The following is a 23,124-nucleotide window of genomic DNA, read 5'->3' on the forward strand; positions in this document are numbered from 1 at the left end:
CACCACCGGCTGAACGCGGGGAAGAAAAGCCTCCCGACACACGTTCCGGATCTGGACAAATCAACAGGGGCATGCCGAAGACCTGGCGGATAGTACTGGCCATGACTTCGACGACCTGTGCAGCGGAAGCAGCCCCTGGCGACGTGCGTCGAGTGCTCCACGTCAGGGAGTTGGAAAGGTTCGGCGTGTCCCAGTCGACTTCGTACCGACGAGCTCGTGCGGACGGACCCTGGTGTCGTCTCTTACCCGGCATCGTGCTCACAGCTCCAGGACCGCCCACCACGGACGACCTCATAGAAGCCGCTCTGCTACGCGCCGGCCCTGGGGCGATGGTGACCGGAATGCACGCTGCGCGTCTCCACGGTCTCAAAACCCCGCCGTCAGACGCGCCGGTCCACCTCCTGATTCCCCATCACCGCAAGCTCCAGAACCATCCCGGCGTGCGGTTCGAGCGAACGACGCGATTGCCCAAACCCGTCTACATCAACGGAATACCAACCGCACCGCTGGTCCGAGCGGTCATGGACGCGGCCCGGAGCTGGCAGCCCCGAGCAGTCGTCGAGGAGGTCATGATCGAAGCCATCCAGGCCGGTAAACGCTGCCACCCGCATCAGTTGAAGGCAGAAATGGAGCTCGGCAGCCGACGTGGCACGGGCCTACCCCGAGAGATCCTGCGCTCTCTCACCGCACACGTAAGGTCGGTACCAGAGCTACGAGCGTTCGAACTCGTCAAGCGCTCCGGCCTACCCGACCCAATGTGGAACGCCCGCATCTACGATGCCGAGGGCTCGTACGTGGGCTGCCCTGACGCGTGGTTCGACGACGTGGGCCTTGCGGTGGAGATCGACTCGTTCGACTTTCACTTCTCCCGGTCCGGCTATGCGAACACGGTGCGGAGAAACACCCGGTATGCCATGCAAGGCATTTCGGTAGTTCAGATCCTGCCGAGCCGCATCCGCACGGAACCCGATGCCGTCGTGGCCGACATCCGTCGTGCGTACCTAACGGCAGCGGACCGCCGTCGACCGAATGTCGTTGCTCGGCACGCGCAACTGGAGTAACGGAGATTGGTTCATTTCTGGTCGGTTGCCGCCCAGAAGACAGGAAGGCCACTTTCCTCTCAACCACCACACGTCAAGAGCACCCGCGATCCCCCAGCATCCGCGGGGGCTGGTGTTCGGGCAGCTCGCGAGGCAACATGCCTGGCACCAACTGCCGTCGAGGGAGGTGCCGTGGCGACCGCGGAACAATCCACCACACTCGTCACCGCAGGGAGGATCATCACAACCGCTGCCGATGACCCGTACCTGATCGCGGATGTCCCCTCGTTGGCGATCGTCGGGGAACGCATCGTCGCTGCCGGTGATCTGGCAGACCTCAGGCCACGCATGCCTGAGGCGGAGTTGGTCGACTTCGGCCGGCAGGCGACGATCGTGCCCGGCTTCAACGACGCTCACCAGCATCCCACGATGACTGCGGAGAACCAGCGTGGTGTTGATCTGTCAACGGCTGGTTCTCCCGGCGAGTTGATGTCTGCCCTGCGGGATCGAGCTCGTCGAACCCCGCCAGGCGAATGGATCATCGGGACCCGCTACGACCACGGGAGAGCCACCGGGGGAAAGCCGCTGACCCGGGCCGAGCTCGATGCGGTGTCCGAGGCCCATCCACTGCTGGTCATCAACATCGGTGCGCACTGGGGCGTCCTGAACTCCGCCGGTTTGGCCCAGGCCGGCTACTCGGACGACAGCATCGCACCACCGGGCGGCGAGCTGACACGCGACGCCGCGAACCGGCTGACCGGTGTGATTCACGAGCAGGCGTTGTTCGACGTCGCGTACCCGTCGTTGTCCCGAGGAGAGCCGACCATCCCTCCCCAAGACTCCGAGACACGGTTGCGCCAGCTCAAGCGAGTACTGCTGACACTCAACGCCGCCGGTATCACCAGCGTTGGCGACGCCATGGTCGGCCCCACCGAGCTCTCCCTCCTGCAGACCGCTTACGAACGGGGTGAACTCACTGCGCGGGTCAACGCTCTGGTGACCTTCCACCACATCGACACCTTCCACTCGACTGGTTTGCGCACTGGTTTCGGAGATCACTGGCTGCGCGTCGGTGCTGTCAAGGCATTCGCGGATGGAGCGGTGGCCGGGGGCACCTGCCTGGTGGAGGAGCCCTTCGAAGGCAGCGATGACCACGGGATCCAGACGTTGGGCAAAGACGAGCTCGCGGAGTTGGCGCTTCGGGTGCACGGAGCGGGCAGCCGGCTCGCGATCCACGCCAACGGCGACCGGGCGATCAAGCTCGTGCTCGATTCCCTTGAACACGCTCGCGCTGAGTTCCCGGACACGCACGTGGCGCATCGGATCGAGCATTGCAGCCTGATCGACGCGGACATTCTTCGGCGCATGCGCGCACTGGGCGCAATAGCCGTTCCGTTCGGCAGCTACGTGGCCTTCCACGGCGACAAGCTTGTCGACTACTACGGGCCGGACCGCCTGGAGCGCATGTTCGCGCACCGGAGCTTCCTGGACTGGGGCATTCCCGTCGCAGGATCGAGCGACTACCCGTGCGGTCCGTTCGAGCCGCTCATCGCCCTCGCCAGTTGCGCAACGCGCATCTCGACAGCGGGCAGAACAACCGGCCGTGTCCTCGGCGGTTCACAACGAATCAGCACGCAGGAGGCCCTCGCCATCTACACGGCCGGGTCTGCTTACGCGTCCGGTGAGGCAGCGATCAAGGGCAGCCTCCTCCCCGGGAAGCTCGCGGACTTCGTGGTGTTGTCGGAGGATCCGTTGTCGGTCGGGCCCGACCGACTGACTGAAGTCGAGATCCGCCAGACCTGGGTGGGTGGGCGACCGGTGTGGCGGAAAGGTGACTCGGTGTGACACCGGTTCCGGCGCTCCGCTTCTCGGAAGCACTCCTCAAGCCACGTTTTCGTGCCTCCGAACCCCGGCCGACCAGTAGGCGAGGATGTGAGAGCAAGGGAACCTTCCTGTCACATGTGCAAGGAAGGTTCCCTTGCTCTCCGCCATCTTGACGAGCTTCCGGAGGGAACGTGCTCAAAGGACGCAGGTCGCTGTGGTGGCTGCTAGGACCGGTGGTGCTGTACCTGGTGGCCTTGCCGTTGTACAACCGGGTTGAACCAACGGTCTTGGGGCTCCCCTTCTTCATGTTCTGGACGTTGATCGCCACTCTCCTGACGCCAGGATGCATCTGGCTGGCCGCCAGGAAGGACCCCCTGTGGCGAGACAGCCGGGAGGGCGAACCGGAAGGCGAGCACCGATGAACAGCGCGGCCATGACCTCAGTCGGCATCTTCGCCGTGTTCATGTTGGTCTCGGTCGCACTCGGGCTGCTGTCGCTCAGGGGACGCGACCGGACGAACCTCGCGGAATGGTCGGTCGGTGGGCGGAGCCTCGGCACTGTGCTCATCTTCGTCCTGATGGCGGGCGAGACGTACACCAGCTTCAGCTATCTCGGAGCCGCCGGGTGGGCCTACGACTACGGGATGCCGGTGTTCTACCTCCTGGCCTACCTCGCTATCGGATTCGCAGCGGGGTACGTCATCGGGCCGGTCCTCTGGGACTACGCGCACCGGAACAATCTCCACAACATCACCGACATCGCATCGCACCGCTTCCGAGCTCCGTGGCTCGGCGCCGTGCTCGCGGTTGTCACCACGGTGTTCCTCTTGCCTTACATCCAGCTTCAAATAACCGGCATGGGCGTCGTGGTCTCCACCATCAGCTATGGCTCGATCAGCCTGAGCACCGGCTACGTCATCGCCTTCGTGATCGCCGAAGCGTTCATCATCCTTTCCGGGCTTCGCGGCAGCGCATGGGTTTCCGTCCTGAAGGACGGTCTGGCGATCGTCACGTTGCTGGTGGTGTTCGTGTACGTACCCGTCCACTACTTCGGCGGTTTCGGCTCGATGTTGGATCGCATCGTCGCCGAACGTCCACAATGGCTGGTCCTGCCGGGGCAGGGCAAGAAATCGCTCGGCATGCTCTGGTTCGCCACCACCGGGCTGCTCAACGGCGTGGTTTACACGATCTTCCCGACGACCGTCGCCGGGTATCTCGGCGCCCGCAACCCCCAAGTCCTGCGCCGGAACGCGGTGATCATGCCGTTCTACCAGGTGCTCCTGTTCGTGCCGATCCTCCTCGGGCTTGCGGCGCTGTTCGTGGTCCCCGGGCTGGGGGACTCGAACTTGGCGATGTTCCGGCTCGTGGTCGACTCGATGCCGGCTTGGCTCGTCGGCCTCGTGGGGGTTGCCGGGGCATTGTCGTCCATCGTGCCGATGGCGGTGTTCATGCTCGTGATCGGCACGATGTGGGGAACATCGGTCCTGGGCGCCCACCCGCGGACCGCGTCACGCCGGAAGCAGCTGTCCCAGCTCGTCACGTTCCTGGTGGGTCTTCTGGCCCTGGTCTTCACGTTCGTCTCGCCGAGCACTCTCGTGCAGCTGTCAGTGCTCTCGTACCAAGGGCTCGCCCAGCTCCTGCCTGTGGTGTTGGCGAGCCTGGTGTGGCGGAAGATGTCAGCCGTCGGAGCGATCTCGGGTCTGGCGACCGGTATCGCGGTCGTCTCCGCACTGGTCGCCAGCGGACATGATCCGTGGCACGGAATCAACGCCGGCGTGGTCGGGCTCGCGGCGAACGTCGCGGTCAACATCGCGGTCAGCCTGATCCGGCCCGCTGACACCCCGGCGGAACGACTGGCGCGTGGCGAACTCGCAGAACCCGGCTCCTTGGCGAGGTCGCAGTGAGGAAGGGAACCTTTCTGTCACGTCCAGCGCCCCCGCGAGCGGCGGTGTGACAGAAAGGTTCCCTTCCTCGTTGGCAACGCCCTACCGCGCCGTGCTCGCTCCCTCCGTCGCGAGCGCATCGCCATCGACGAGCAGTTTTCCGGCCGCGTCGACCGGTCCTTCGGGTACCGGCCGTGCCGTCGGATACCACCGGCTGGCGATCTCCCAGGAGGCGTCGATCAGCGCACCTGCGTGATCGAAGGAGTAGGGCGACAGCCCGACGACCGATGGAGCGGGGAGCACGTAGAGCTCGCAGCGCGTTGCATTCAATTGCAGATCCAGCCGTGCGGCGGCAACCATCGCGGCCCCCAAAGCGGCGCCGTTCACACCACCGACCGACCTCGGCGGGGTTTTGGGAGGTGGCCATGTCGCGATCGCACCGATTCCTCTGCGACGCGGGTTGAACCGGAACGGTTCGGTGCCTCCGCAGGGAAGCACGAAAACACGTTCAGCACCCTGCTCCACCGCCTTGCTGATCGGCATGAACGCCGCAGGACCACCATCGACGAGCCAACGGCCGTCGACCTGGATGGGAGGGAACATCCCGGGGATCGAGCAGGACGCGACGAGCGGTGGCAGCGCGGGGCCGCTGTCGAAGTACACGGGTTCGCCGCTGTCGAGGTCTGTGGCCGTCACGGTGATCGGGATTCGAGCATCATCGAGACGTCGATACGGCAAGGTGTTGTGCAGCCACCGCGCGAGACCGTGGTTGCCCATGACGTGGTTGGCCAGTCCGAGCTTGCCCGCGAGGATCCGGGAAGGCTGGATCGGGAAGACGTCGGTGCGCCGCATCGACTTCCACAGATCGCGCAACTTCTCGGCGCCCCGCGCAGTCGGGTCGCCGGCCAGCCAGGCCGCGTTGAGCGACCCCGCGGACGTCCCGACAACCAGGTCCGGTTCCACACCGGCTTCGAACAACGCTGACACGAGCCCGGCCTGGATCGCGCCGAATGTGGATCCGCCTGGCATCACCCACGCCGTCCGCATCACCAACGTCCTCTCTGCTCACACCGTCATCACCGAGGCTAGCTTCGAACATCGCCTCGGCCCGTCAAGCGTCGCCCGGATCACCTCGACGGCGTTGCTTCTTGATGTCGCTGCGACGCTTCTTGGCTGCCAGGCGGCGTTGCTGGGAGGCCCTGCTCGGTTTGGTGCGACGTCGTTTCGGCGGCGGCGGCGCGACTGCTTCGGCGAGCAGCGCGGCGAGTCGTTCCCTGGCGGCCTGCCGGTTCGCGTACTGGGCTCGGTGCTCGGAGGCAGTGATGGTGATCATTCCGCCCGCGAGGCGGTGCCGAAGCCGGGCCAGGGCACGCTGGCGGAGGAACTCGGGTATGGAACTCGATCGGACGATGTCGAAGGACAGTTCGACCCGCGAGTCGGTGGTGTTGACGCCCTGGCCTCCCGGGCCGGACGAACGCGAGAAGCGCTCGGACAGTTCGGCGGCCGGGATGCTCCAGCTGCTGGTCACGCGCAGGTCGTCAGCCATGGCATCAGCATGCCGCACGGCCAGGTCGCGGTCGTCATGATTTCCACCGGGTACGGCTGTTCGCCTCGGGGCCCAGGTGAGAGAGCAAGGGAACTTTTCTGCCATATGTGACAGAAAGGTTCCCTTGCTCACTGCCTACCTCACGGAGCGGGCCGCCACCCGTCGACTCCCCCCGGAACCGGAGCATCGGGGTCGTACGGAGTCCGCGTGAAGATGAACGTGTTCAGATCGAGGTGGGTCGGGGTGCCGTCGGAACTGCGACCGATGCGCAGCACCTCACCCGCGTAGTAGCCGTCGAGTCCGATCCAGGTGCCGTCCGAGTTCGGCCTGAATCGTGAGGCACGTCCCCTCCCCTGCCACGGGAACAGGTCGAGCAACCCGTCGGGAAGGATCCGCAGAACGTAAGGGGTCGGGCCCCAGTACCACTGTCCGGTCAACGGCAGCAGGTCCATGTCCACGTCGTTTCGCGGCGTCCACGGCTCCGGGATCCGCGGTTCGCGCTCCCGGAGGATGTCCAGGAGATCCGTCGTGAACGCCGAGGACACTCCGGCGGTCGTGTTCGCCATGAAGATCACGCCGGTGTGGTCGGCAGGGTCGGCCCACACAGTGGCCAGGAAACCCGGCATGGAGCCGCTGTGCCCGGCCAGTCGTCGGCGTCGGTGCCGGACCAGCTGGATCCCGAGCCCGTAGCCCATTTTCCACTCGTCTCCGTCGTCCACTCCGCCCGGAACGCGCATCTCGGCGACCGTGTCCGGACGCAGCACGTCGCCGGTGTCCCCGCCGACGAACCTCACCCACCGGGCCATGTCGTCGAAGGTCGACCAGAGCTGACCGGCCGGAGCCATCGCCCGCGCGTCTTCCGCCGGCTCGGGCAGCACGACGTCGGCCCACGGGTGCACGGCGAAACCTTCGGCGTGCGGGGCTACCGGACTCACCGTGGTCCGCCGCATCCCGAGCGGTTCGAGTACCTCCCGCTGCAGCACCTGGTGCCACGGTGCGCCACGCAGCCGCGACACGAGTTCACCCAGCACGCCGAAGCCGGTATTGGAGTAGTGGAACGAATGGCGGGCACCGGGACGCACTGCGCGGCCGTCGATTTTGGACACGAAATCGTCCGCGGCCTCGCCCGGGGTGCGCTCCCACCAAGCCCCGTCGGGCTCGGCGCTCAAGCCACTGGAATGCGAAAGGATCTCGCCGATGTTGCGCTTGCCGATGCTCGTGCCCGGCACGTGATCGTCGAGCGGGTCCGCGAGATCGATGCGCCCCTCGTCTCGGAGCCGCATCACCAGCACGGCGACGAGGCTTTTGGTGATCGATCCGATCCGGTACTGGGTGTCCGTCGTGGCTGGCTGACCGGCGACCTGACCACGGCTGTCGACCCAGATCGTCTCGCCGTCCCGGACCAGGCCGGCGATCAGCGAGGGCACGCGGTTGTCGTGTTGTTCCACCGCCAAACGCCGCAACAAGGCGCGTTGGGTGGAGGGCAGCAGGCTCGTCGACATGTGCCCATCTTGCACGGGCGGCTTCCACCACGACGAACTCAGCGAACACTCAGCCGGCCTTGGCAAAATGCCGATGTGAGAGACCGAGTCGACGTTCGCGGCGTTGTGAGTTTCGTCGCCATCGCGTATGCCCCCGCCTGGCTGTTGACGCTACCGCTCTGGTTGACCGGCGAAGGGTTGTCGTGGACGTGGGCGCCGGTGGTGCTGGTGCTGATGATGTTCATGCCCGCGGTTGCCGCGCTGGTGGTCAACAAGTGGATCAGCCCGCAGCCCAAACCGTTGCGCAGCGTCGGGCTCACCAACCCCGGTGGGATCAAGAAGTGGTGGCGCTACGCCCTCCTCGCCTGGCTGGGACCACCGCTGGTCATGACGTTCGCGCTCTTCGTGGGATACCTGCTGGGCGTCTACCACGCGGATTGGTCGGGGTTTTCGGGCCTGGTCCAGCAAACCCAGTCAACGGTGGTGGGTTCGGCACCGAAAACCCCGCCGACGACGCTCGCCCTCACCCAGATCGCCCAGATCTTCCTCCTGGGATGGCTGAACGTGATCCCGGGGCTGGGCGAGGAGCTCGGCTGGCGCGGATACCTCGCACCGGCCCTGCTGCCGCTCGGACAGCCCGGCGCGTTCCTCACGACCGGGGTGCTGTGGGGGCTGTGGCACGCTCCCGTGCTCGTCCTCGGCTACAACTACCCGACCGTGCCCGCCGTCGTGGCCTTCATCATGATGATGTGCTTCTGCACCCTGGTCGGCGTGCTGCTCGCGTGGCTCAGGCTGGCGTCGAGGAGTGTGTGGCCCGCGGCGATCGCGCACGGCTTCCTCAACGCGGCGGCAGGGCTTTCCGTGGTGTTCAGCGCAGCCGGCCACCCGGTCGACAACACGTCGGTCGGCTTGCTGGGGTGGAGCGGGTGGATCGTGCTCGCGGTGTTGATCCTGGTCCTCGTCATGCTCGGGAAGCTCCCGGTCGAGTTACCGGTCGAAAAGCACGGGATTTCGCGCGGCGTGCGACGTCTCAGCCGGCGGTGACAGGAAAGTTCCCTTGCTCGCGGCCACCGGTCCTGCGGTGTCCGGGAGGTGAGCGCGAGCAAGGGAACTTTTCTCCGACAGAAAGGTTCCCCTGCACCACCCAGCAGTCGGGCGGGAAATGCGAAAGAAGGGAACCTTCCTGCCACGAGTGACAGGAAGGTTCCCTTGCTCTCTCCGCCCCGGCGCTACGGGCCGGGCGTCCCTGGCAACGGCAGGACCGGAAGCCCTTCGTGGATCTTGTTCATCGCGTCGTACCAGGTGCGCGCGGGGACCTTGCCGCCGTAGATGGTGCCGCCGTTCTTGCCGCACAGGACCGGCGGCGCGTCGCTTCCGCTGTCGCAGATGCCCTGCGGGCTGTTGCCGTCGGCGTAGGTGAGCACCGCGCCGGACACCTGCGGGGTGGCGGCGAGGAACGCTGCCGACTTGTGCTCCTGGGTCGTACCGGTCTTGCCGATGATCGGTCGCGTCCAGCCGGCGGCCTGCGCCGCGACCCGGGAGGTGCCGTCGGTGGCGTCCTTGCTGAGGCCCTGGGCGAGTTCGGCGGCGACCTGGGGTGGAATGGCCTGCTCGCAGGGCGCGTCGGCGAGCTTGACCGGGTTGCCGTGCCGGTCCTTGATCTCTTCGATCGGCGTCGGCGGGCAGTACACGCCGCCGCTCATGATCGTCGCGCCGACGTTGGACAGCTCCAGCACGCTCGTTGGCGTGTAGCCGAGCGTGAACGCCCCGCGGTTGCCCTTCTTGATCGACTCGGCCTGCGACGGCCCGTTCGACCCGTCGGACTTGAGGGTCTGGCCGCGGGAGTTGACGCCGTTCATGCCCACGCGCAGCCCCATGCGCGAGGCCATGTCGACGGCGTTGTTGAGTCCGACCTTCTCCTCCAACGCGATGAACGCGGTGTTCGGCGACGTGGCCAGCGCCATCTGCAGGGTGCGCGGGCCGGGTGCGACGCCTTGGGCATTGCTGACGGTGTAGGGCGCGTTCCCGTTCTTGTAGACGTGGGAGGTGTAGGTCGGTGGCACGTCGACCGTGTCGTAGACGCTCATGCCCTGTTGGATGGCCGCGGCCGCGGTGAAGATCTTGTAGATCGATCCCGCGCCGAACGGCTGCACCTTGCTGACGATGTCGTAAGCGGTCTGGCCCTTGCTGGCGTCGTTGCCGTAGTCGCGGTTGGCGACGAGCGCCCGCACCTTGTGCTTGTCCTGACCGGGTGCGACGACGGCCATGGCGTTGGCGATGCCGTCGGTCTGGGTCGGCACGGCCGCTTCGGCCGCGGCCTTGGCCGCGTCGGTCGACTTGCGGTCGAGCGTGGTGCGGATGGTGTAGCCGCCGGTCTTCAGCTTGTTGCTGTCGATGCCGAGGCGGTCGAGGTAGTCGACGAGGTAGGTGCAGAAGAAGCCGTCCGCCGTGCCGTCGCCGACTCCGACGCAGCCATTCGGGGGCCTGCCGAGAGGCGAGAGCACCCCGAGCGGCTCCTTCTTCGCCGCCTCGGCGTCTTCCTTGGTGATGCGGATGTTGTTGTGCGGGTCGGCCATCAGGTCGATGACGAGGTTGCGCCGTTTGAGGGCGTCCTCCGGGTTGCTGTTGGGGTTCAGCGAACCCGGCTGGTTGACGACCGCGGCCAGCAGCGCTGCCTGCGAGATGGACAGCTTGTCCGCCGTGGTGCCGAAGTAGGTCTGCGCGGCCGCTCCGACGCCGAAGGTCTGGTTCCCGAAGGGCACCACGTTCAGGTACCCGGTGAGGATTTCCTCCTTCGACATGGTGCGTTCGAGCTCGACGGCGATCTTGGCTTCGCGCAGCTTCCGCGCGACCGAGGTCTCCTTGGCCTTCTCGGCCTCCATCTCGTTCTTCGCCGCGACGTGCACGAGGTAGTTCTTCACGTACTGCTGGGTGATCGTGGACGCACCCTGGGCAGTTCCCCCGCTGCTGATGTTGGTGGCCAGGGCGCGCACCATGCCGTGCCAGTCGACTCCGCCGTGGTCCCAGAACCGCTTGTCCTCGACGGCCGTGATCGCGGCCTTCATGGTGTCGGAGATCTGCCCCGGAGGCGTCTCGACCCGGTAGTCCTTGAAGAAGTACGCGATGGGTGCGCCGTCCTTGTCCGTGACGGTGGACACCTGCGGCATGTCACGCCGCGCCAACGAGCCCGACATCCTGGACATGGCGTCGGTCGTCTGGTTGACCATGGCCCCGGCTCCGGTGGCCATCGGCAGCATCAGACATGCCACCAGAACCCCCGCCAGGACGCACAGCCCGAACATTCTCAACAGCACGCCGCTGCGCACGCCTGCCCCAATCATCAACCGCCAACGTGACCTGACCACCGGTCGCGGGCCGCGGTGCCCTCCCAGCAACCGCAACAGCGGTCGTTGCGACCCGCCGCAGAGCTTCCGGTCGGCGCGGGAGCGCCGACACCTGCTTCGCTTTCTGCTGTCAGTAGATTCGTTGATATCACACCGGGCGATCCGTCCCGCATTGAGCCGTTCGGCCGATCCTGGTTCCGATCGACCGGAAAGCGGTCTCGGCGCCGTCTCCGATCACTACACTCGATGATCACCGGCTCCGATCGATGCGGAGGGAAAATGACCGACCCGTTCCTGGACTCGCTGGCGACCGCGCTCGCTGGTCAGCTCGCCACCGCGTTGGGCACCGCGGGCAAGCAGGCGGTGTCGAAGGTCAGGGAGCTGGTGCGGCGCCGTTCACAGCGGGACCCGGAGACCGTGGCGGCGTTGGAGGCCGCGGAACAGCCGTCGGCCGGCCCGGAGCAGGTCACGGCGCTGGCCGAACGACTCGACCGCGCCTGCGCGGAGGATCCGGAATTCGCCGAGCAGCTGCGCGCCGAGGGTGCTTCGGTGCACCGAATGATTTCAGCCAGCGGAAACGCAGTGGTCAATGAGAACCACGGCAACGTCGACAAACTGATCCAGGCGCGCGAAATCCACGGCGGGATCACGTTCAACTAGCCGAGATCCTCGTCACCGACCCTGGTCGGTCTCGTTGAGTTCGGCCAGATAGCGGTTGTACGCCGCGAGCTCGGGATCCTCGTCGTCGCTCACCGGCGGCGCGGGAGGCGGAACGAGCGGGCGCTTGCGTGCCGACGTGCTCTCCGCGACCTCCTCCGGCTGCGGCTCTTCCGGCGGCTGCTCGCTGGCGGCGGACTGCGCTGGTGCGCGCTGCAGCTCCATGCGCATCAACCGGATCCAGAAGAAGATCACGAACGCGCCGAACAACGGCCACTGCAGCGCGTAACCGAGGTTCTGGAAGCTGCCTCCCGCCTCGTGCGCGCGATCCCACTGCCACACGGCCAAGAACCCGGTGGCGATCGCGGCCACGACGAACAGCACGTGCAGCAACAGCCATCGCGGGGTCAACAGGCTGCGCAACACGCCACCGATTCTAGCCGCGTCCAGCCACGCTCCCGGCCGCTGCGCCTCCCTCCCGGGATTCGGCGTGTGATCGAACACACGGTGGCCGGGTCGCGCCGGAGGCTCTGGCTGGAGCAAGGGAACTTTTCTGTCAGCGCCCGGCAGAAAGGTTCCCTTCATCATCAGCCCCTCCTGTCACCGAGCAAGGGAGATTTTCTCTCACCTGTGGCAGGAAGGTTCCCTTCATCGAGCCTGGCGTGACAGGAAGGTTCCCTTGCTCACTTCCGTCGTGAGCCGCCGGTTGCGGCGAGCGGTGTGCACAGCAGGACGAGCGTGGCGGCTGCGGCGAAGGTGGTGGAGTAGTCGGCAGTGGTGAGCAGCAGACCGAAGCCCGCGGAGCCGAGGCCGTTGCCCGCGTCGTAGGCGATGTTCCAGGCGGTGCTGGCCGGGCCGGAGGCGGTGCGTTCGAACATCACGACGAGGGTGACGTTCTGGACCGCGCCGAAGCCCGCGCCGAAGAGCAGGGCGCCCGTCACCGCGAGCGAGGCCGGGCCTGGGGTGGCGAGGGCGAGAAGGGCCGGACCGGCCGTGCCGAGCACGGCGCCGGGGACCAGCACGTGGCGCGGGCCGAGGCGGTCGGTCAGGTGGCCTGCCGACCAGCGGCCGAGAGTTGTGGCCAGACCGAACGCCATGAGGGCGAGGGGTGCTGCGGCTCCGTCGACCGCGAGCGGGAGGAACGCGATGAGGCCGCCCGCCGCGGTCGCCACCGAGAGCATCACCGCCCAGGGGGCGAACAGGGCCCGGGGGAAGGCGGGCGAGGTCGTCGTCGGGTCGTGGACGGGCCGGACCGGTGCGATGCCGAGGACCGCGGTGGTCGCGGCGAGCGGGATGATGCCGGCGAACCAGAACAGCGCCGGGAAGCCGATGGTCTGCGTCAGCCAGACACCGACGGGGAGCAGGACGACGTTGGGCAGGCCGACGGACAGGCCGTACAGGCCCGCGGCTCGGCCCCGCAGCCGGGGCGGGACGAGTTCGGCGACCATGGCGCCGCCGGCGACGGTGAGGAGCCCGAACCCGATGCCGCGCAGCCCCGATGTGCCGAGCAGCACGGCCATGTCCCGGGAGAAGGCGTACAGCGGGGTCGGGGCGCCGATCAGCGCGGTGCCGAGACCGAGCGCCAGGCGGTGGTCGATGCGCCGCAGCAGCCACGGCATGCCGAGCTGGGTGAGCACGGTGACCAGCATGAACACGCCGTTGGTCGCGCCCGCGGCGAGCTCGCCCGCGCCGCCGCGCACGGCCCACAGCGGGACCACGGGCAGCAGGAGGACGTAGCCGCCGAAACCTCCGAGGGTCGCCACCAGCAGGAGCAGGAACGAGCGGCTGCGTAACGCGGTCGTGTTCTCGATGCGGGGTTCGGCGCAGGTCTTCACGAGTTGTTCATATGCGTCCCGCCCGCGCGGTGTCCAACTCGTCCTGCGTCGTCTCAGTCGAGTTCGTCGAGCATCCGCTGGGCGGCGGCGAGTTCCTCGCGGAGCCGTTCCACGCGCTCCCGCTGCTGTTCGCGGGCAGCCTGGATCAGCGGCTCGACGGCCGCGGCCACGTCGTCGTGCAGGGCCTTCGCCGCCTGCGCGACGGCGGATGCGGCGACCTGCGTGGGGCGCACCACTCGTTTCTTGCCGGTGGTGACCTCGACGCTCCACTGCCCGTCCTGGTCGGCGGTCACGGTGACCGTCGCTCCGGTGGGCTGTCGGGGCCGGCGCCGGGTGGTACCGCTGGACGCCGTGGACTTCGCCGCCGGGGTGGTGGCCTTCGCCGAGCCCGCCGACGACTTGGCCGGAGCGGGCGGCGGAGCGGGTTTCCGCTCCGCCTGCCCCGCGGTGCTCTGCTTGGCCGGGGCCGCTGGTGCGGGCCGGGTGGGCGCGGCGGCCGGGGCGGACGGTTTGGCCTTCTCCGGCTTCTTGCGGGGTGGTTTGGTCAGCGTCACCTCGCCGGCGGAGAACGACAGCACGTCCTTCGAACCCGCCGGGCGGACCTGGATGAAGTCTCCCTCGGCGGGCTCCCCGAGCGCGATCACCTTGCCGGACCGGCCTTCGGGCACGCCCACGGCGGACGCGGTGAACCACACCGTCGGGGTGGTGCCTGCGGCCAGCTCCGCTCGAATGCCGTCCAGTTGTTCGGAAGACAGCGCGGCCTTGGACATGTGGCACACCCCTCGTGCGCGGGCGGGCCCCGGTCGTCCGGACGGTGGCGTCGGGATCACGGCGGCCGGGGCTGGTCTGCAGTGACACCCCGACTATATCGAACGCTCGTGCGAAGGTTCAACGCGCGACGATCTCGTAGTCCCGAGGATCCGCCTTTCGGGTGCGCAGCCAGTACTGCCAGGTGAAACCCGGCCACAGGGTGCGGTTGACGCCGTTCTGGTCGAGGTACCAGCTGCGGCAGCCGCCCGCCGACCACACCGCGTCGTCGAGGTTCCCCTGGATCTCGGCGTTGAAGGCGTCCTGGACGGACTGCCGGACGTCGAGGTAGCCGATGTCACCACGGCACAGCGGCCGCAGGCAGCTGAGCACGTAGTTGATCTGCGACTCGATCATGAACACCACCGAGTTGTGCCCCAGTCCCGTGTTGGGACCGAGCAGGAAGAACAGGTTCGGGAACCCGGAGACGGTGATGCCCAGGTACGCCTCCATCCCCTCGCGCCAGGCGTCGCGCAGCTTGCGCCCGTCCCGGCCGATGATGTCGAGGTGGTCGAAGGCGTCGGTGACGTGGAAACCGGTGCCGAAGATGATCGCGTCCACCGGGTGCTCCTGGCCGTCGCCGGTGACCACGGAGTTCTCCCGGACCTCGGCCACGCCGCTGGTCACCAGGTCCACGTTGGACCGGTTGAGCGCCGGGTAGTAGTCGCTGGACAGCAGGATCCGCTTGCAGCCGATGGCGTAGTCGGGGGTGACCGCCTCGCGCACCCGCGGCTCCTTGATCGTCTTGCGGATGTTGCGCTTGGCCAGCCATTCGGCCAACTTGCCCGCGCGGCGGTTGAACACCGCGGCGAAGCGCAGTTCGAGCACCCAGTAGATCGCCGCGCGGGCGAGCCGCTGCAGCAGCGGCACGCGGCGGAACCAGGCGCGCACCCGCCGCGGGATCGGCCGGTCCGGTTTCGGCTGGATCCACGGTGGAGTGCGCTGGAACAGGTGCAGCCGGCGGACCCGCTCGGCGACGCGCGGCACGAACTGGATGGCGCTGGCTCCGGTGCCGACCACGGCCACGCGCTTGTCATCGAGGTCGTAGTCGTGGTTCCACTCGGCGGAGTGGAAGACCTCGCCTTCGAACCGCTCCAGACCGGGCAGTTCGGGGTAGCTGGGGATGTGCAGGGCGCCCACGCCGGACACCAGCGCCTGGCCGACGTACTCGGTGCCGTCCGCGGTGGACACCCGCCAGGTTCGGGTCTGCTCGTCGAACTCGGCACCGGTGAACTCGACGCCGTAGTGGATGTGCTCGCGCACCCGGTACTTGTCGGCGCAGTGCTCCAGGTAGTCGGAGATCTCCTGCTGCTCGGCGAACATCCTGGACCAGGACGGGTTCTGCTCGAAGGAGAAGGAGTACATCAGCGAGGGCACGTCGCAGGCGCATCCCGGGTAGGTGTTGTCCCGCCAGGTGCCGCCGAGGCCGTCGGCCTTCTCCAGCACCACGAAGTCGTCGATGCCGGCCTCCTTGAGCCGGATCGCCATGCCCAGCCCGGAGAACCCGGTACCCACGATGATCACTTTGGTCTGGTGTTCCCGCTGGTCCTGCGCTTTCCGCCGCACCATTCGGACCTCCTCTGGCAGGCCGCCGCCACGCTACTCGACAGTAGGCTACTACGAGTAGGTTACTTGCGGTAGGGTGTCCTCGTGGAATCGCAGCAGGTTCTCGGGACGACCTCGGGGCGCAGGCGGCTGAGCCGGGCCGAGCGGGAGCGGCAGATCCTGGCGGTGGCCGAGGAGGTGTTCGCCGCCGAGGGCTACCAGGCGACCTCGATGGACGAGATCGCGCAGCGCGTGGGGTTGTCCAAGCCGATGCTCTACGAGTACTTCGGCTCGAAGGAAGGGCTGCTGCTGGCCTGCCTGGAGAAGGCGAAGCGGGAACTGCTGGAGGCCACCACCACGGCCGCGGCGGGCGCCGACAGCGCGGAACGACTGCTGCACGACTGCCTGCTGGCGTTCTTCCGGTTCGGCGACGAGCACGCGCAGGCGTGGGCGCTGCTGCGCAACGAGTCGGCGTTGCCGAGCGCCTCGGTCCACTCGGAGTTGGAGGCGATCCGCATCCAGCAGACGGAGTTCACCGCCGGGCTGCTGCGGGTGGCGCGGCCGGATCTGGGGCAGGTGCAGGCGGAGGCGTTCGCGGAGTCGATCATCGGCGCGTGCGAGCGGCTCGCGCTGTGGCGGGAACGGCGCCCGGAAGTCAGCCCCGAAGAGGCGACCGAACACCTCATGGCGCTGCTGAGCGCGAGCCTCCTCGGCAGCGCTTGATTCACTCCTTCGGGGATTCCCGGCTCTGATCGGGTCAAGATCGAGGTCACGCGGTCCGATAGGGAGCGCGTTGGTCGTCCCCCGTCGTCGCTACCAGGTCCCACGCCTTCCCGCCGGTCGGGCGGTGGGTGGACGGCCCGATCGTGCGCCAGCCCCGGTGGCCGGATGTCCGGCCGCCGGGGCGGTCGCCGTGCCAACACGCCAACCCCAAGGAGAACTGATCTTGCGCCCCTGGACCACGCGCACAGTGCAGATGGCCGTTGTGGCCGCGGGGTTCGCCGCAGTCGGAACCGGAACCGCGTCCGCCGCCCAGGCCCCCGACGTTCCGGATCTGTCGACCGTCCCGGACGACATCGGGTTCACGGCCCCGGCGGACGCCTGCCGGATCCAGGAGGGTCCGGGCTACGGCCCCACCAAGGCCCCCTGCGTGGACGCCCAGCTGCACGCGAGCTCCCCGAACGTGATCAAGAAGGTGGGCGCGGACATCGCGACCACCGCGCACGACGTGGCCGGTGACCTGCAGGACGGTCGCCCGCCGCTGTCCGCGGAGAAGGTGAACCGGGTGCTCGGGCACGTCGCGTCCGGAGCCAACGACGTCCAGCGCCTGACCAAGACCCGGCCGACCGTCGGCGTCAAGGCCACTCCCGAGCACGTCGGCCTGTTCCAGGAGAAGCACCCCGGTTCGGGCCGCCTGGTCGACGCCGAGGTGGGCCCGCGCGAACCCGGCCACGAGGGCGTGTCCGCGGTGGACACCGCGGTCGACGCGACGGTCATGCAGGGATTCCGCTCCACACCGCTGAACCCGGTGGGCGCGGTCACCCCGGCGCTCCAGGACACCCCGTTGCAGGACGAGCCGGTGACGTTGCCGGTGGAGCGGATCGCGCCGATCGCGGGCCAGGTGCCCGGGGTCCGCGAGCTCGGGCACGGCCCGGGGGCCGCCGTCCGGGACGCGGCCGGCACGCTCGGCCAGCAGCTGTCGCAGTCGGCCCAGCCGGTCACCAGGATGGCCGGGCAGCTGCCGCTGAACTGACCTCGTCGCGAAGGCGCCGGGCCCGCGCGGGCCCGGCGCCTTCGCGTGTCGGTCACGCCGCGGTGGCGGCGACGATGTCGGAGTCCGGCTCTCCCGCGTCGAACGGCTCACCCGCCTCGGCCCTGGCGACCAACGAGGCCGGCGGGTCGAAGCGGTCGCCGTAGCGTTCGGCGAGTTCCCGGGCCCTGGCGACGAAACCGCGCAGGCCGCCCGGGTAGCCGTTCATGTACTGCACCACGCCACCGGTCCACGGCGGGAATCCGATGCCGAGGATGGAGCCGACGTTGGCGTCCGGGACCGACGTCAGGACGCCTTCGTCGAAGCACTTGACCGTTTCCAGCGCCTCGGCGAACAGCATGCGTTCTTCGAGGTCGACGAGGTCCACTTCGGACGGATCGCGGTCGGTGGCGAAGTGCCCGGCGAGTTCCGGCCACAGCCCGACGCGCTTGCCGTCGGCGTAGTCGTAGAAGCCGGCGCCCGCGGAACGGCCCTTGCGGCCGAACTCCTCGACCATGCGGTCCAGCACGCCGTCGGCCGGGTGCGGCGTCCAGGTGCCGCCCGCCTCCTCGACCGCGCGCCTGGTCTCGTTCCGGATCTTGCGGGGCAGGGTCAGGGTGAGCTCGTCGAACAGTTGCAGCGCCGGGGCCGGGAAACCGGCCTGCGCCGACGCCTGTTCGATGGACGCCGGGTGCACGCCCTCGGCCAGCATCGCCACGGCCTCGTTGAGGAACGTGCCGATGACCCGGCTGGTGAAGAAGCCGCGGCTGTCGTTGACCACGATCGGCGTCTTGGCGATCTGCCGCACCACGTCGAAGGCCCGCGCCAGCGCGCGGTCGCTGGTGCGTTCCCCGCGGATGATCTCCACCAGCGGCATCTTGTCGACCGGGGAGAAGAAGTGCAGGCCGATGAAGTCCTCGCTGCGGCGCACCCCTTCGGCCAGCGAGGTGATCGGCAGCGTCGAGGTGTTCGAGCAGATCAGCGCGTCACCGTCGACGACGTCCTGCACCTCGGCGTAGACCTGGTGCTTGATCTTCGGGTCCTCGAAGACCGCCTCGATGACCAGGTCGCAGCCGGCCAGGGGTTCCACCGAGTCGGTCGGGGTGATGCGGGCCAGCAGCTCGTCGCGCTTGGCCTCGGTGGAGCGGCCCTTGGCGATCGCCTTGTCGAGCAGCGTCGCCGAGTACTGCTTGCCCTTCTCCGCCGCGTCCAGCGAGATGTCCTTGATGACGACCTGCATGCCCGCCTTGGCGCACACGTAGGCGATGCCCGCGCCCATCATGCCGCCGCCGAGGACCGCGACCTTGCTCGCCTTCCACTCTGGTTCGGCGCTGGGTCGGCTGCCGCCGGAGTTGACGTGCTGCAGGTCGAAGAAGAACGCCTTGGTCATGTTCTTCGACGTCTGCCCGCACACCAGCTCCAGGAAGTAGCGGCCCTCGATCCGCAGCGCGGTGTCGACGTCGACCTGCGCGCCCTCCACGGCCGCGCACAGGATGTTCTCCGGCGCGGGCAGCGGGGCGCCCTTGAGCTGCTTGCGCAGGTTCGCCGGGAAGGCGGGCAGGTTGGCGGCGAACTTGGGGTTCGACGGCGCGCCACCGGGGATCTTGTAGCCGGGGCGGTCCCACGGCTGGGCGGACTCGGGATTGGCCCGGATCCACTCCTTGGCGCGGGAGAGCAGCTGCTCCGGCGAGTCGACGAGCTCGTCGACGATGCCGACCTCGACGGCTTTCTCCGGACGCAGCCGCTGCCCCTGCAGCAGCACGTTCAGCAGCGCCTCGGCGATGCCGAGCAGTCGGACGGAGCGCACCACTCCCCCGGCACCGGGCGACAGGCCGAGCGTCGCCTCGGGGAGCCCGAAACGCGCGTCGGGGGTGTTCAGCGCGATGCGGCGGTGGCAGGCCAGGGCGATCTCCAGGCCGCCGCCGAGCGCGGTGCCGTTGAGGGCGGCCACGACCGGGACGCCGAGCGTTTCGAGCTTGCGCAGCAGTCGCTTGTTGGTTTCCACGGTCTCGGCGACCTGTTCGGCGTTGCCGGGTCGGGCGTGGACGAGCTCGCGCAGGTCGCCGCCGGCGAAGAAGGTCTTCTTGGCGGAGGTGACGACCACCCCCGTGACGTTGTCGCGTTCGGACTCCAGGCGCTGCAGGGTCTGCTCCATCGAGCGCAGGTAGCGCTCGTTCATGGTGTTGGCCTGCTGCTGCGGGTCGTCCAGGGTGAGCACGACGATGCCGTCGGCGTCGGACTCCCAGCGGATGGTGTTCTGCTCGCTCATGTGTGATGTGTCCTTCAGCCGATCCGTTCGACGACAGTCGCGATGCCCATGCCACCGCCGATGCACAGCGTGGCCAGGCCGTAGCGCTGGTTGCGGCGTTCCAGTTCGTCGATGAGGGTGCCGAGGATCATCGCCCCGGTCGCGCCCAGCGGGTGGCCCATGGCGATGGCGCCGCCGTTGACGTTGACCTTCTCGTGCGGCACCCCGAAGTCCTTCATGAACTTCAGCGGCACCGCGGCGAACGCCTCGTTGATCTCCACCAGATCGATCTCGTCGATGCCCAGTTCGGCCTTGGCCAGCGCCTTGCGCACCGCCGGTCCGGGGCCGGTGAGCATGATCGTCGGGTCGGCGCCGCTGAGCGCCGCCGCCACGATCCGGGCGCGCGGCCGCAGTCCGGTTCGCTCGCCGAGGGATTCGCTGCCGATGAGCGCGAGCGCGGCGCCGTCGACGATGCCGGACGAGTTGCCCGCGGTGTGGACGTGGTCGATGCGCTCGACCCAGTGGTACTTCTGCAGCGCCACGGCGTCGAAGCCGCCCATCTCGCCGATATCGGCGAAGGACGACTTGAGCCCGCCGAGGCCGTCCACCGTGGTGTCCGGGCGGACGTGCTCGTCGCGGTCCAGCACGGTGCGGCCGTTGCGGTCGGTGACCGGGACGACGGACTTGGCGAAGCGGCCGTCCGCCCACGCCTTGGCGGCGCGGTCCTGCGACTCGGCCGCGTAGGAGTCCACAGTGGTCCGGTCGAAGCCCTCGATGGTGGCGATGAGGTCGGCGCCGATGCCCTGCGGCACGAAGGAGGTCGCCAGGTTGGTCTCCGGGTCCATCGCCCACGCCCCGCCGTCGGAACCCATGGCCACGCGGGACATCGACTCGACGCCCCCGGCCAGCACCGCGTCCTCCCAGCCGGACCGCACCTTCTGCGCGGCGATGTTGACCGCCTCCAGGCCGGAAGCGCAGAAGCGGTTGAGCTGGACACCGCTGACCGTCTCGGGCAGGCCGGCGGCCAGCGCGGCGGTCTTGGCGATGTCGCCGCCCTGGTCCCCGATCGGCGACACCACGCCGAGCACGACGTCGTCGATCAGCGCCGGGTCCAGCCCCGGGTGGCGGCGCCGCAGCTCGTGGATCAGACCGGTGACCAGGCTGATCGGTTTGGTCCCGTGCAGCGACCCGGTCTTCTTGCCGCGCCCGCGCGGCGTGCGGATCGCCTCGTAGACGAACGCCTCGGACATGTGTGGCGTGCCTCCTCGTTGCGGCAGGTGCTCCACTCAGAGTGTTACACCGGGACTGTCACAGTCAATGCCCTGTCCCGGTGGGTGGAGGAAGGGAACTTTTCTGTCATCCACGGGGACGGGACGGGATGAGGAAGGGAACTTTCCTGTCACTGACAGGGGCCGCGGCGCGGAGAAGGGAACCTTCCTGTCATCGCACGACGAGCGGTGGAAGAAGGGAACCTTCCTTCCACATGTGACAGGAAGGTTCCCTTCCTCACACCACCATCCACCCGAGCACGGGCAGCGACTGCAGGTAGACCAGAACGCACATGAGGAATAGGAACGCCAGGCTCCAGGGCAGCACGCGGCGGAAGATGTCGCCCTCCCGGCCGGTCATCCCGACGGCGCCCGCGGCGATGGCGAGGTTCTGCGGGGAGATCATCTTGCCCAGCACTCCGCCGGAGCCGTTGGCGGCCGCGGCCAGCAGCGGGTCGATCCCGGCCCGGTGGGCCGCGGTGACCTGCAGCGCGCCGAACAGCGAGTTGGAGGACGTGTCGGAGCCGGTGACGGCGGTTCCGAGCCAGCCGAGCACCGGTGAAACCAGGGCGAACAGGCCCCCGATGGCGGCCATCCAGGTGCCGAGGGTGGCGGTCTGGCCGGAGGTGTTCATGACGTAGGCGATGGCCAGCACGGACATCACGGTCACGATCGGCCACTTCAGCTGCACGTACGTGCCGCCGTAGCGGGCGGCGGCGACGCGTGGCGGGACGCCGATGGCCGGGATGGTGAGCAGTCCGGCGATCAGCAGCAGGGTCCCGGCGTTGGTGAGCCAGTTGAAGTTGAACTCGACGAGGGACACCGGTTTGCCCGCCGGGTCGAGGACGTGGAGGCCGGGCCAGTGGAACTTGAGCGTGACCTTGTCGAGGACGCCGGCGACCGGGCCGAGTTGGGCGACCACGAAGACGACGATGATGATCAGGTAGGGCAGGTAGGCGCGGAACACCTCGCCGCGCTCGTCGGGTTCGGGCAGTGTCGATGTGCCGGGCGGGGTCCAGACCCGCAGCAGCACGACGGTCGCCCCCGCCGACGCGAGGGCGGCGATGATGTCGGTCAGCGGTACGGACACGAAGTTGGCCGCGGCGAACTGCACGGCGGCGAAGCTCAGTCCGCACACCAGCGTCGCGGGCAGGGTCTGCCGCACACCGCGGAATCCGTCGATGATCCCCACGAGCACCAGGGGCACGAACAGGGCGAGGCCGGGGGTTTGGCGCCCGGTCATGGCCCCGAGTTGTCCGAGGGGCAGGCCGCTGACGCTCGCGAGCGTCACGAGCGGGGCGGCCAGGGCGCCGAAGGCGACCGGCGCGGTGTTGGACACCAGCGACACCACGGCGGAGGTGACGGGGCTGAACCCCAGCGCCAGCAGCATCACCGTCGTGATGGCCACCGGTGTGCCGAACCCGGCCAGCGCCTCCAGCAGCGCACCGAAGCAGAACGCGATGATGACCGCCTGGATGCGGCGGTCCCCGCTGATGCGGGAGAACGATCGCTGCAGCACGTCGAAATGCCCGCTGGCGACGGTCATGTTGTGGATCCAGATGGCGTTGATGACGATCCACAGGATCGGGAAGAACCCGAACGCCGCGCCCAACGTGGCCGACAGCAGGGCCTGGTCCACGGGCATCGGGTAGACGAGGACGGCGACCAGCACCGAGACCACGAGCGCGATCAGCGACGCTTTCCAGGCCGTCATCCGGACGATGCCGAGCAGCGCGAACAGGACGAGCAGGGGCAGCGAGGCGGCCAGCGCGCTCCAGCCGAGCGAGCCGAGCAGCGGGTCGAGGATCTGTCGGTACACGGCCACTCCCTTGGGGACTCTCGCACCGAGGAGGGCAAAACATAACGCCTCGCGACGCATGACGACAGGGGCGCCGCG

19 protein-coding genes are annotated in these 23,124 nt (G+C 68.3%); 8 read left to right on the forward strand and 11 right to left on the reverse strand.

The window, feature by feature from the left end; all coding sequences use genetic code 11:
• Positions 1–569 precede the first annotated feature (569 nt).
• The 4 genes from NV263_RS25965 to NV263_RS25980 all read left to right on the forward strand — a co-directional run bounded on the left by NV263_RS25965 (position 570) and on the right by NV263_RS25980 (position 4,767).
• Positions 570–1,061, forward strand: a complete 492-nt coding sequence (locus tag NV263_RS25965; protein ID WP_263249245.1) for a hypothetical protein — start codon at positions 570–572, stop codon at positions 1,059–1,061.
• Positions 1,062–1,232: 171 nt separating this feature from the next.
• The gene (locus NV263_RS25970) at positions 1,233–2,885 is read left to right on the forward strand and encodes an amidohydrolase (protein WP_263249246.1); all 1,653 of its coding nucleotides are present in this window, start codon (positions 1,233–1,235) and stop codon (positions 2,883–2,885) included.
• A 170-nt stretch (positions 2,886–3,055) separates the two neighbouring features.
• Positions 3,056–3,286 (forward strand): DUF3311 domain-containing protein, encoded by a 231-nt coding sequence (locus NV263_RS25975; protein ID WP_263249247.1) that lies wholly within the window; start codon positions 3,056–3,058, stop codon positions 3,284–3,286.
• A complete protein-coding gene (locus NV263_RS25980; protein ID WP_263249248.1) occupies positions 3,283–4,767 on the forward strand; it encodes a sodium:solute symporter family protein in 1,485 nt (494 codons plus the stop codon). The genes NV263_RS25975 and NV263_RS25980 overlap by 4 nt, the downstream gene beginning before the upstream one ends.
• A gap of 81 nt (positions 4,768–4,848) precedes the next feature.
• Here the strand turns inward: NV263_RS25980 and NV263_RS25985 are convergent, their stop codons facing one another.
• From NV263_RS25985 to NV263_RS25995, 3 genes are all read right to left on the reverse strand, one after another.
• Positions 4,849–5,793, reverse strand: coding sequence for a patatin-like phospholipase family protein (locus NV263_RS25985; RefSeq protein WP_263249249.1), 945 nt, complete (start codon positions 5,791–5,793; stop codon positions 4,849–4,851).
• Between the two features lie 64 nt (positions 5,794–5,857).
• Positions 5,858–6,292 (reverse strand): alternative ribosome rescue aminoacyl-tRNA hydrolase ArfB, encoded by a 435-nt coding sequence (arfB, locus tag NV263_RS25990; RefSeq protein WP_263249250.1) that lies wholly within the window; start codon positions 6,290–6,292, stop codon positions 5,858–5,860.
• A gap of 140 nt (positions 6,293–6,432) precedes the next feature.
• Entirely contained in the window at positions 6,433–7,794 is a 1,362-nt protein-coding gene (locus tag NV263_RS25995; protein ID WP_263249252.1) for a serine hydrolase domain-containing protein, read from the reverse strand.
• Positions 7,795–7,899: 105 nt separating this feature from the next.
• Here NV263_RS25995 and NV263_RS26000 point away from each other — a divergent pair, with 105 nt between their 5' ends.
• Positions 7,900–8,817: a CPBP family intramembrane glutamic endopeptidase gene (locus NV263_RS26000; protein ID WP_263249253.1), complete on the forward strand. Its 918-nt coding sequence runs from the start codon at positions 7,900–7,902 to the stop codon at positions 8,815–8,817.
• A gap of 185 nt (positions 8,818–9,002) precedes the next feature.
• Here NV263_RS26000 and NV263_RS26005 read toward each other — a convergent pair whose 3' ends face one another.
• Positions 9,003–11,114, reverse strand: a complete 2,112-nt coding sequence (locus tag NV263_RS26005; protein WP_263249255.1) for a transglycosylase domain-containing protein — start codon at positions 11,112–11,114, stop codon at positions 9,003–9,005.
• Between the two features lie 249 nt (positions 11,115–11,363).
• On the opposite strand from NV263_RS26005, the gene NV263_RS26010 reads away from it, so the two are divergent.
• A complete protein-coding gene (locus NV263_RS26010; RefSeq protein WP_263249256.1) occupies positions 11,364–11,777 on the forward strand; it encodes a hypothetical protein in 414 nt (137 codons plus the stop codon).
• Between the two features lie 12 nt (positions 11,778–11,789).
• Here NV263_RS26010 and NV263_RS26015 read toward each other — a convergent pair whose 3' ends face one another.
• The 4 genes from NV263_RS26015 to NV263_RS26030 all read right to left on the reverse strand — a co-directional run bounded on the left by NV263_RS26015 (position 11,790) and on the right by NV263_RS26030 (position 15,985).
• Positions 11,790–12,200, reverse strand: coding sequence for a hypothetical protein (locus NV263_RS26015; protein ID WP_263249257.1), 411 nt, complete (start codon positions 12,198–12,200; stop codon positions 11,790–11,792).
• A 257-nt stretch (positions 12,201–12,457) separates the two neighbouring features.
• Complete coding sequence (locus tag NV263_RS26020) at positions 12,458–13,609, reverse strand: MFS transporter (RefSeq protein WP_263249259.1); 1,152 nt, start codon at positions 13,607–13,609, stop codon at positions 12,458–12,460.
• A 53-nt stretch (positions 13,610–13,662) separates the two neighbouring features.
• Complete coding sequence (locus NV263_RS26025; protein ID WP_263249260.1) at positions 13,663–14,379, reverse strand: DUF6319 family protein; 717 nt, start codon at positions 14,377–14,379, stop codon at positions 13,663–13,665.
• Positions 14,380–14,497: 118 nt separating this feature from the next.
• Positions 14,498–15,985, reverse strand: a complete 1,488-nt coding sequence (locus tag NV263_RS26030) for a flavin-containing monooxygenase (RefSeq protein ID WP_263249262.1) — start codon at positions 15,983–15,985, stop codon at positions 14,498–14,500.
• Between the two features lie 81 nt (positions 15,986–16,066).
• Between NV263_RS26030 and NV263_RS26035 the strand changes: the two genes are divergently transcribed.
• Positions 16,067–16,684, forward strand: a complete 618-nt coding sequence (locus NV263_RS26035) for a TetR/AcrR family transcriptional regulator (protein WP_263249263.1) — start codon at positions 16,067–16,069, stop codon at positions 16,682–16,684.
• Positions 16,685–16,937: 253 nt separating this feature from the next.
• The gene (locus NV263_RS26040; protein WP_263249264.1) at positions 16,938–17,714 is read left to right on the forward strand and encodes a hypothetical protein; all 777 of its coding nucleotides are present in this window, start codon (positions 16,938–16,940) and stop codon (positions 17,712–17,714) included.
• A 52-nt stretch (positions 17,715–17,766) separates the two neighbouring features.
• On the opposite strand, the gene NV263_RS26045 is transcribed toward NV263_RS26040, so the two are convergent.
• From NV263_RS26045 to NV263_RS26055, 3 genes are all read right to left on the reverse strand, one after another.
• Entirely contained in the window at positions 17,767–19,980 is a 2,214-nt protein-coding gene (locus NV263_RS26045; protein WP_263249265.1) for a 3-hydroxyacyl-CoA dehydrogenase NAD-binding domain-containing protein, read from the reverse strand.
• Positions 19,981–19,994: 14 nt separating this feature from the next.
• A complete protein-coding gene (locus NV263_RS26050) occupies positions 19,995–21,209 on the reverse strand; it encodes an acetyl-CoA C-acetyltransferase (RefSeq protein WP_263249267.1) in 1,215 nt (404 codons plus the stop codon).
• A gap of 256 nt (positions 21,210–21,465) precedes the next feature.
• A complete protein-coding gene (locus NV263_RS26055; RefSeq protein ID WP_263249269.1) occupies positions 21,466–23,046 on the reverse strand; it encodes an L-lactate permease in 1,581 nt (526 codons plus the stop codon).
• Positions 23,047–23,124 lie beyond the last annotated feature (78 nt).

It is taken from the genome of Saccharopolyspora rosea (assembly GCF_025643595.1).
Taxonomy (GTDB): Bacteria; Actinomycetota; Actinomycetes; order Mycobacteriales; family Pseudonocardiaceae; genus Saccharopolyspora; species Saccharopolyspora rosea.

Excerpts from the sequence above, each read along its gene's own strand:
- NV263_RS25965 (WP_263249245.1), top strand. The coding sequence starts at position 570 with ATGATCGAAGCCATCCAGGCCGGTAAACGCTGCCACCCGCATCAGTTG.
- NV263_RS25980 (WP_263249248.1), top strand. The coding sequence starts at position 3,283 with ATGAACAGCGCGGCCATGACCTCAGTCGGCATCTTCGCCGTGTTCATG.
- NV263_RS25985 (WP_263249249.1), bottom strand. The coding sequence starts at position 5,793 with ATGCGGACGGCGTGGGTGATGCCAGGCGGATCCACATTCGGCGCGATC.
- arfB (WP_263249250.1), bottom strand. The coding sequence starts at position 6,292 with ATGGCTGACGACCTGCGCGTGACCAGCAGCTGGAGCATCCCGGCCGCC.
- NV263_RS25995 (WP_263249252.1), bottom strand. The coding sequence starts at position 7,794 with ATGTCGACGAGCCTGCTGCCCTCCACCCAACGCGCCTTGTTGCGGCGT.
- NV263_RS26005 (WP_263249255.1), bottom strand. The coding sequence starts at position 11,114 with ATGATTGGGGCAGGCGTGCGCAGCGGCGTGCTGTTGAGAATGTTCGGG.
- NV263_RS26010 (WP_263249256.1), top strand. The coding sequence starts at position 11,364 with ATGATCACCGGCTCCGATCGATGCGGAGGGAAAATGACCGACCCGTTC.
- NV263_RS26025 (WP_263249260.1), bottom strand. The coding sequence starts at position 14,379 with ATGTCCAAGGCCGCGCTGTCTTCCGAACAACTGGACGGCATTCGAGCG.
- NV263_RS26030 (WP_263249262.1), bottom strand. The coding sequence starts at position 15,985 with ATGGTGCGGCGGAAAGCGCAGGACCAGCGGGAACACCAGACCAAAGTG.
- NV263_RS26040 (WP_263249264.1), top strand. The coding sequence starts at position 16,938 with ATGGCCGTTGTGGCCGCGGGGTTCGCCGCAGTCGGAACCGGAACCGCG.
- NV263_RS26045 (WP_263249265.1), bottom strand. The coding sequence starts at position 19,980 with ATGAGCGAGCAGAACACCATCCGCTGGGAGTCCGACGCCGACGGCATC.
- NV263_RS26050 (WP_263249267.1), bottom strand. The coding sequence starts at position 21,209 with ATGTCCGAGGCGTTCGTCTACGAGGCGATCCGCACGCCGCGCGGGCGC.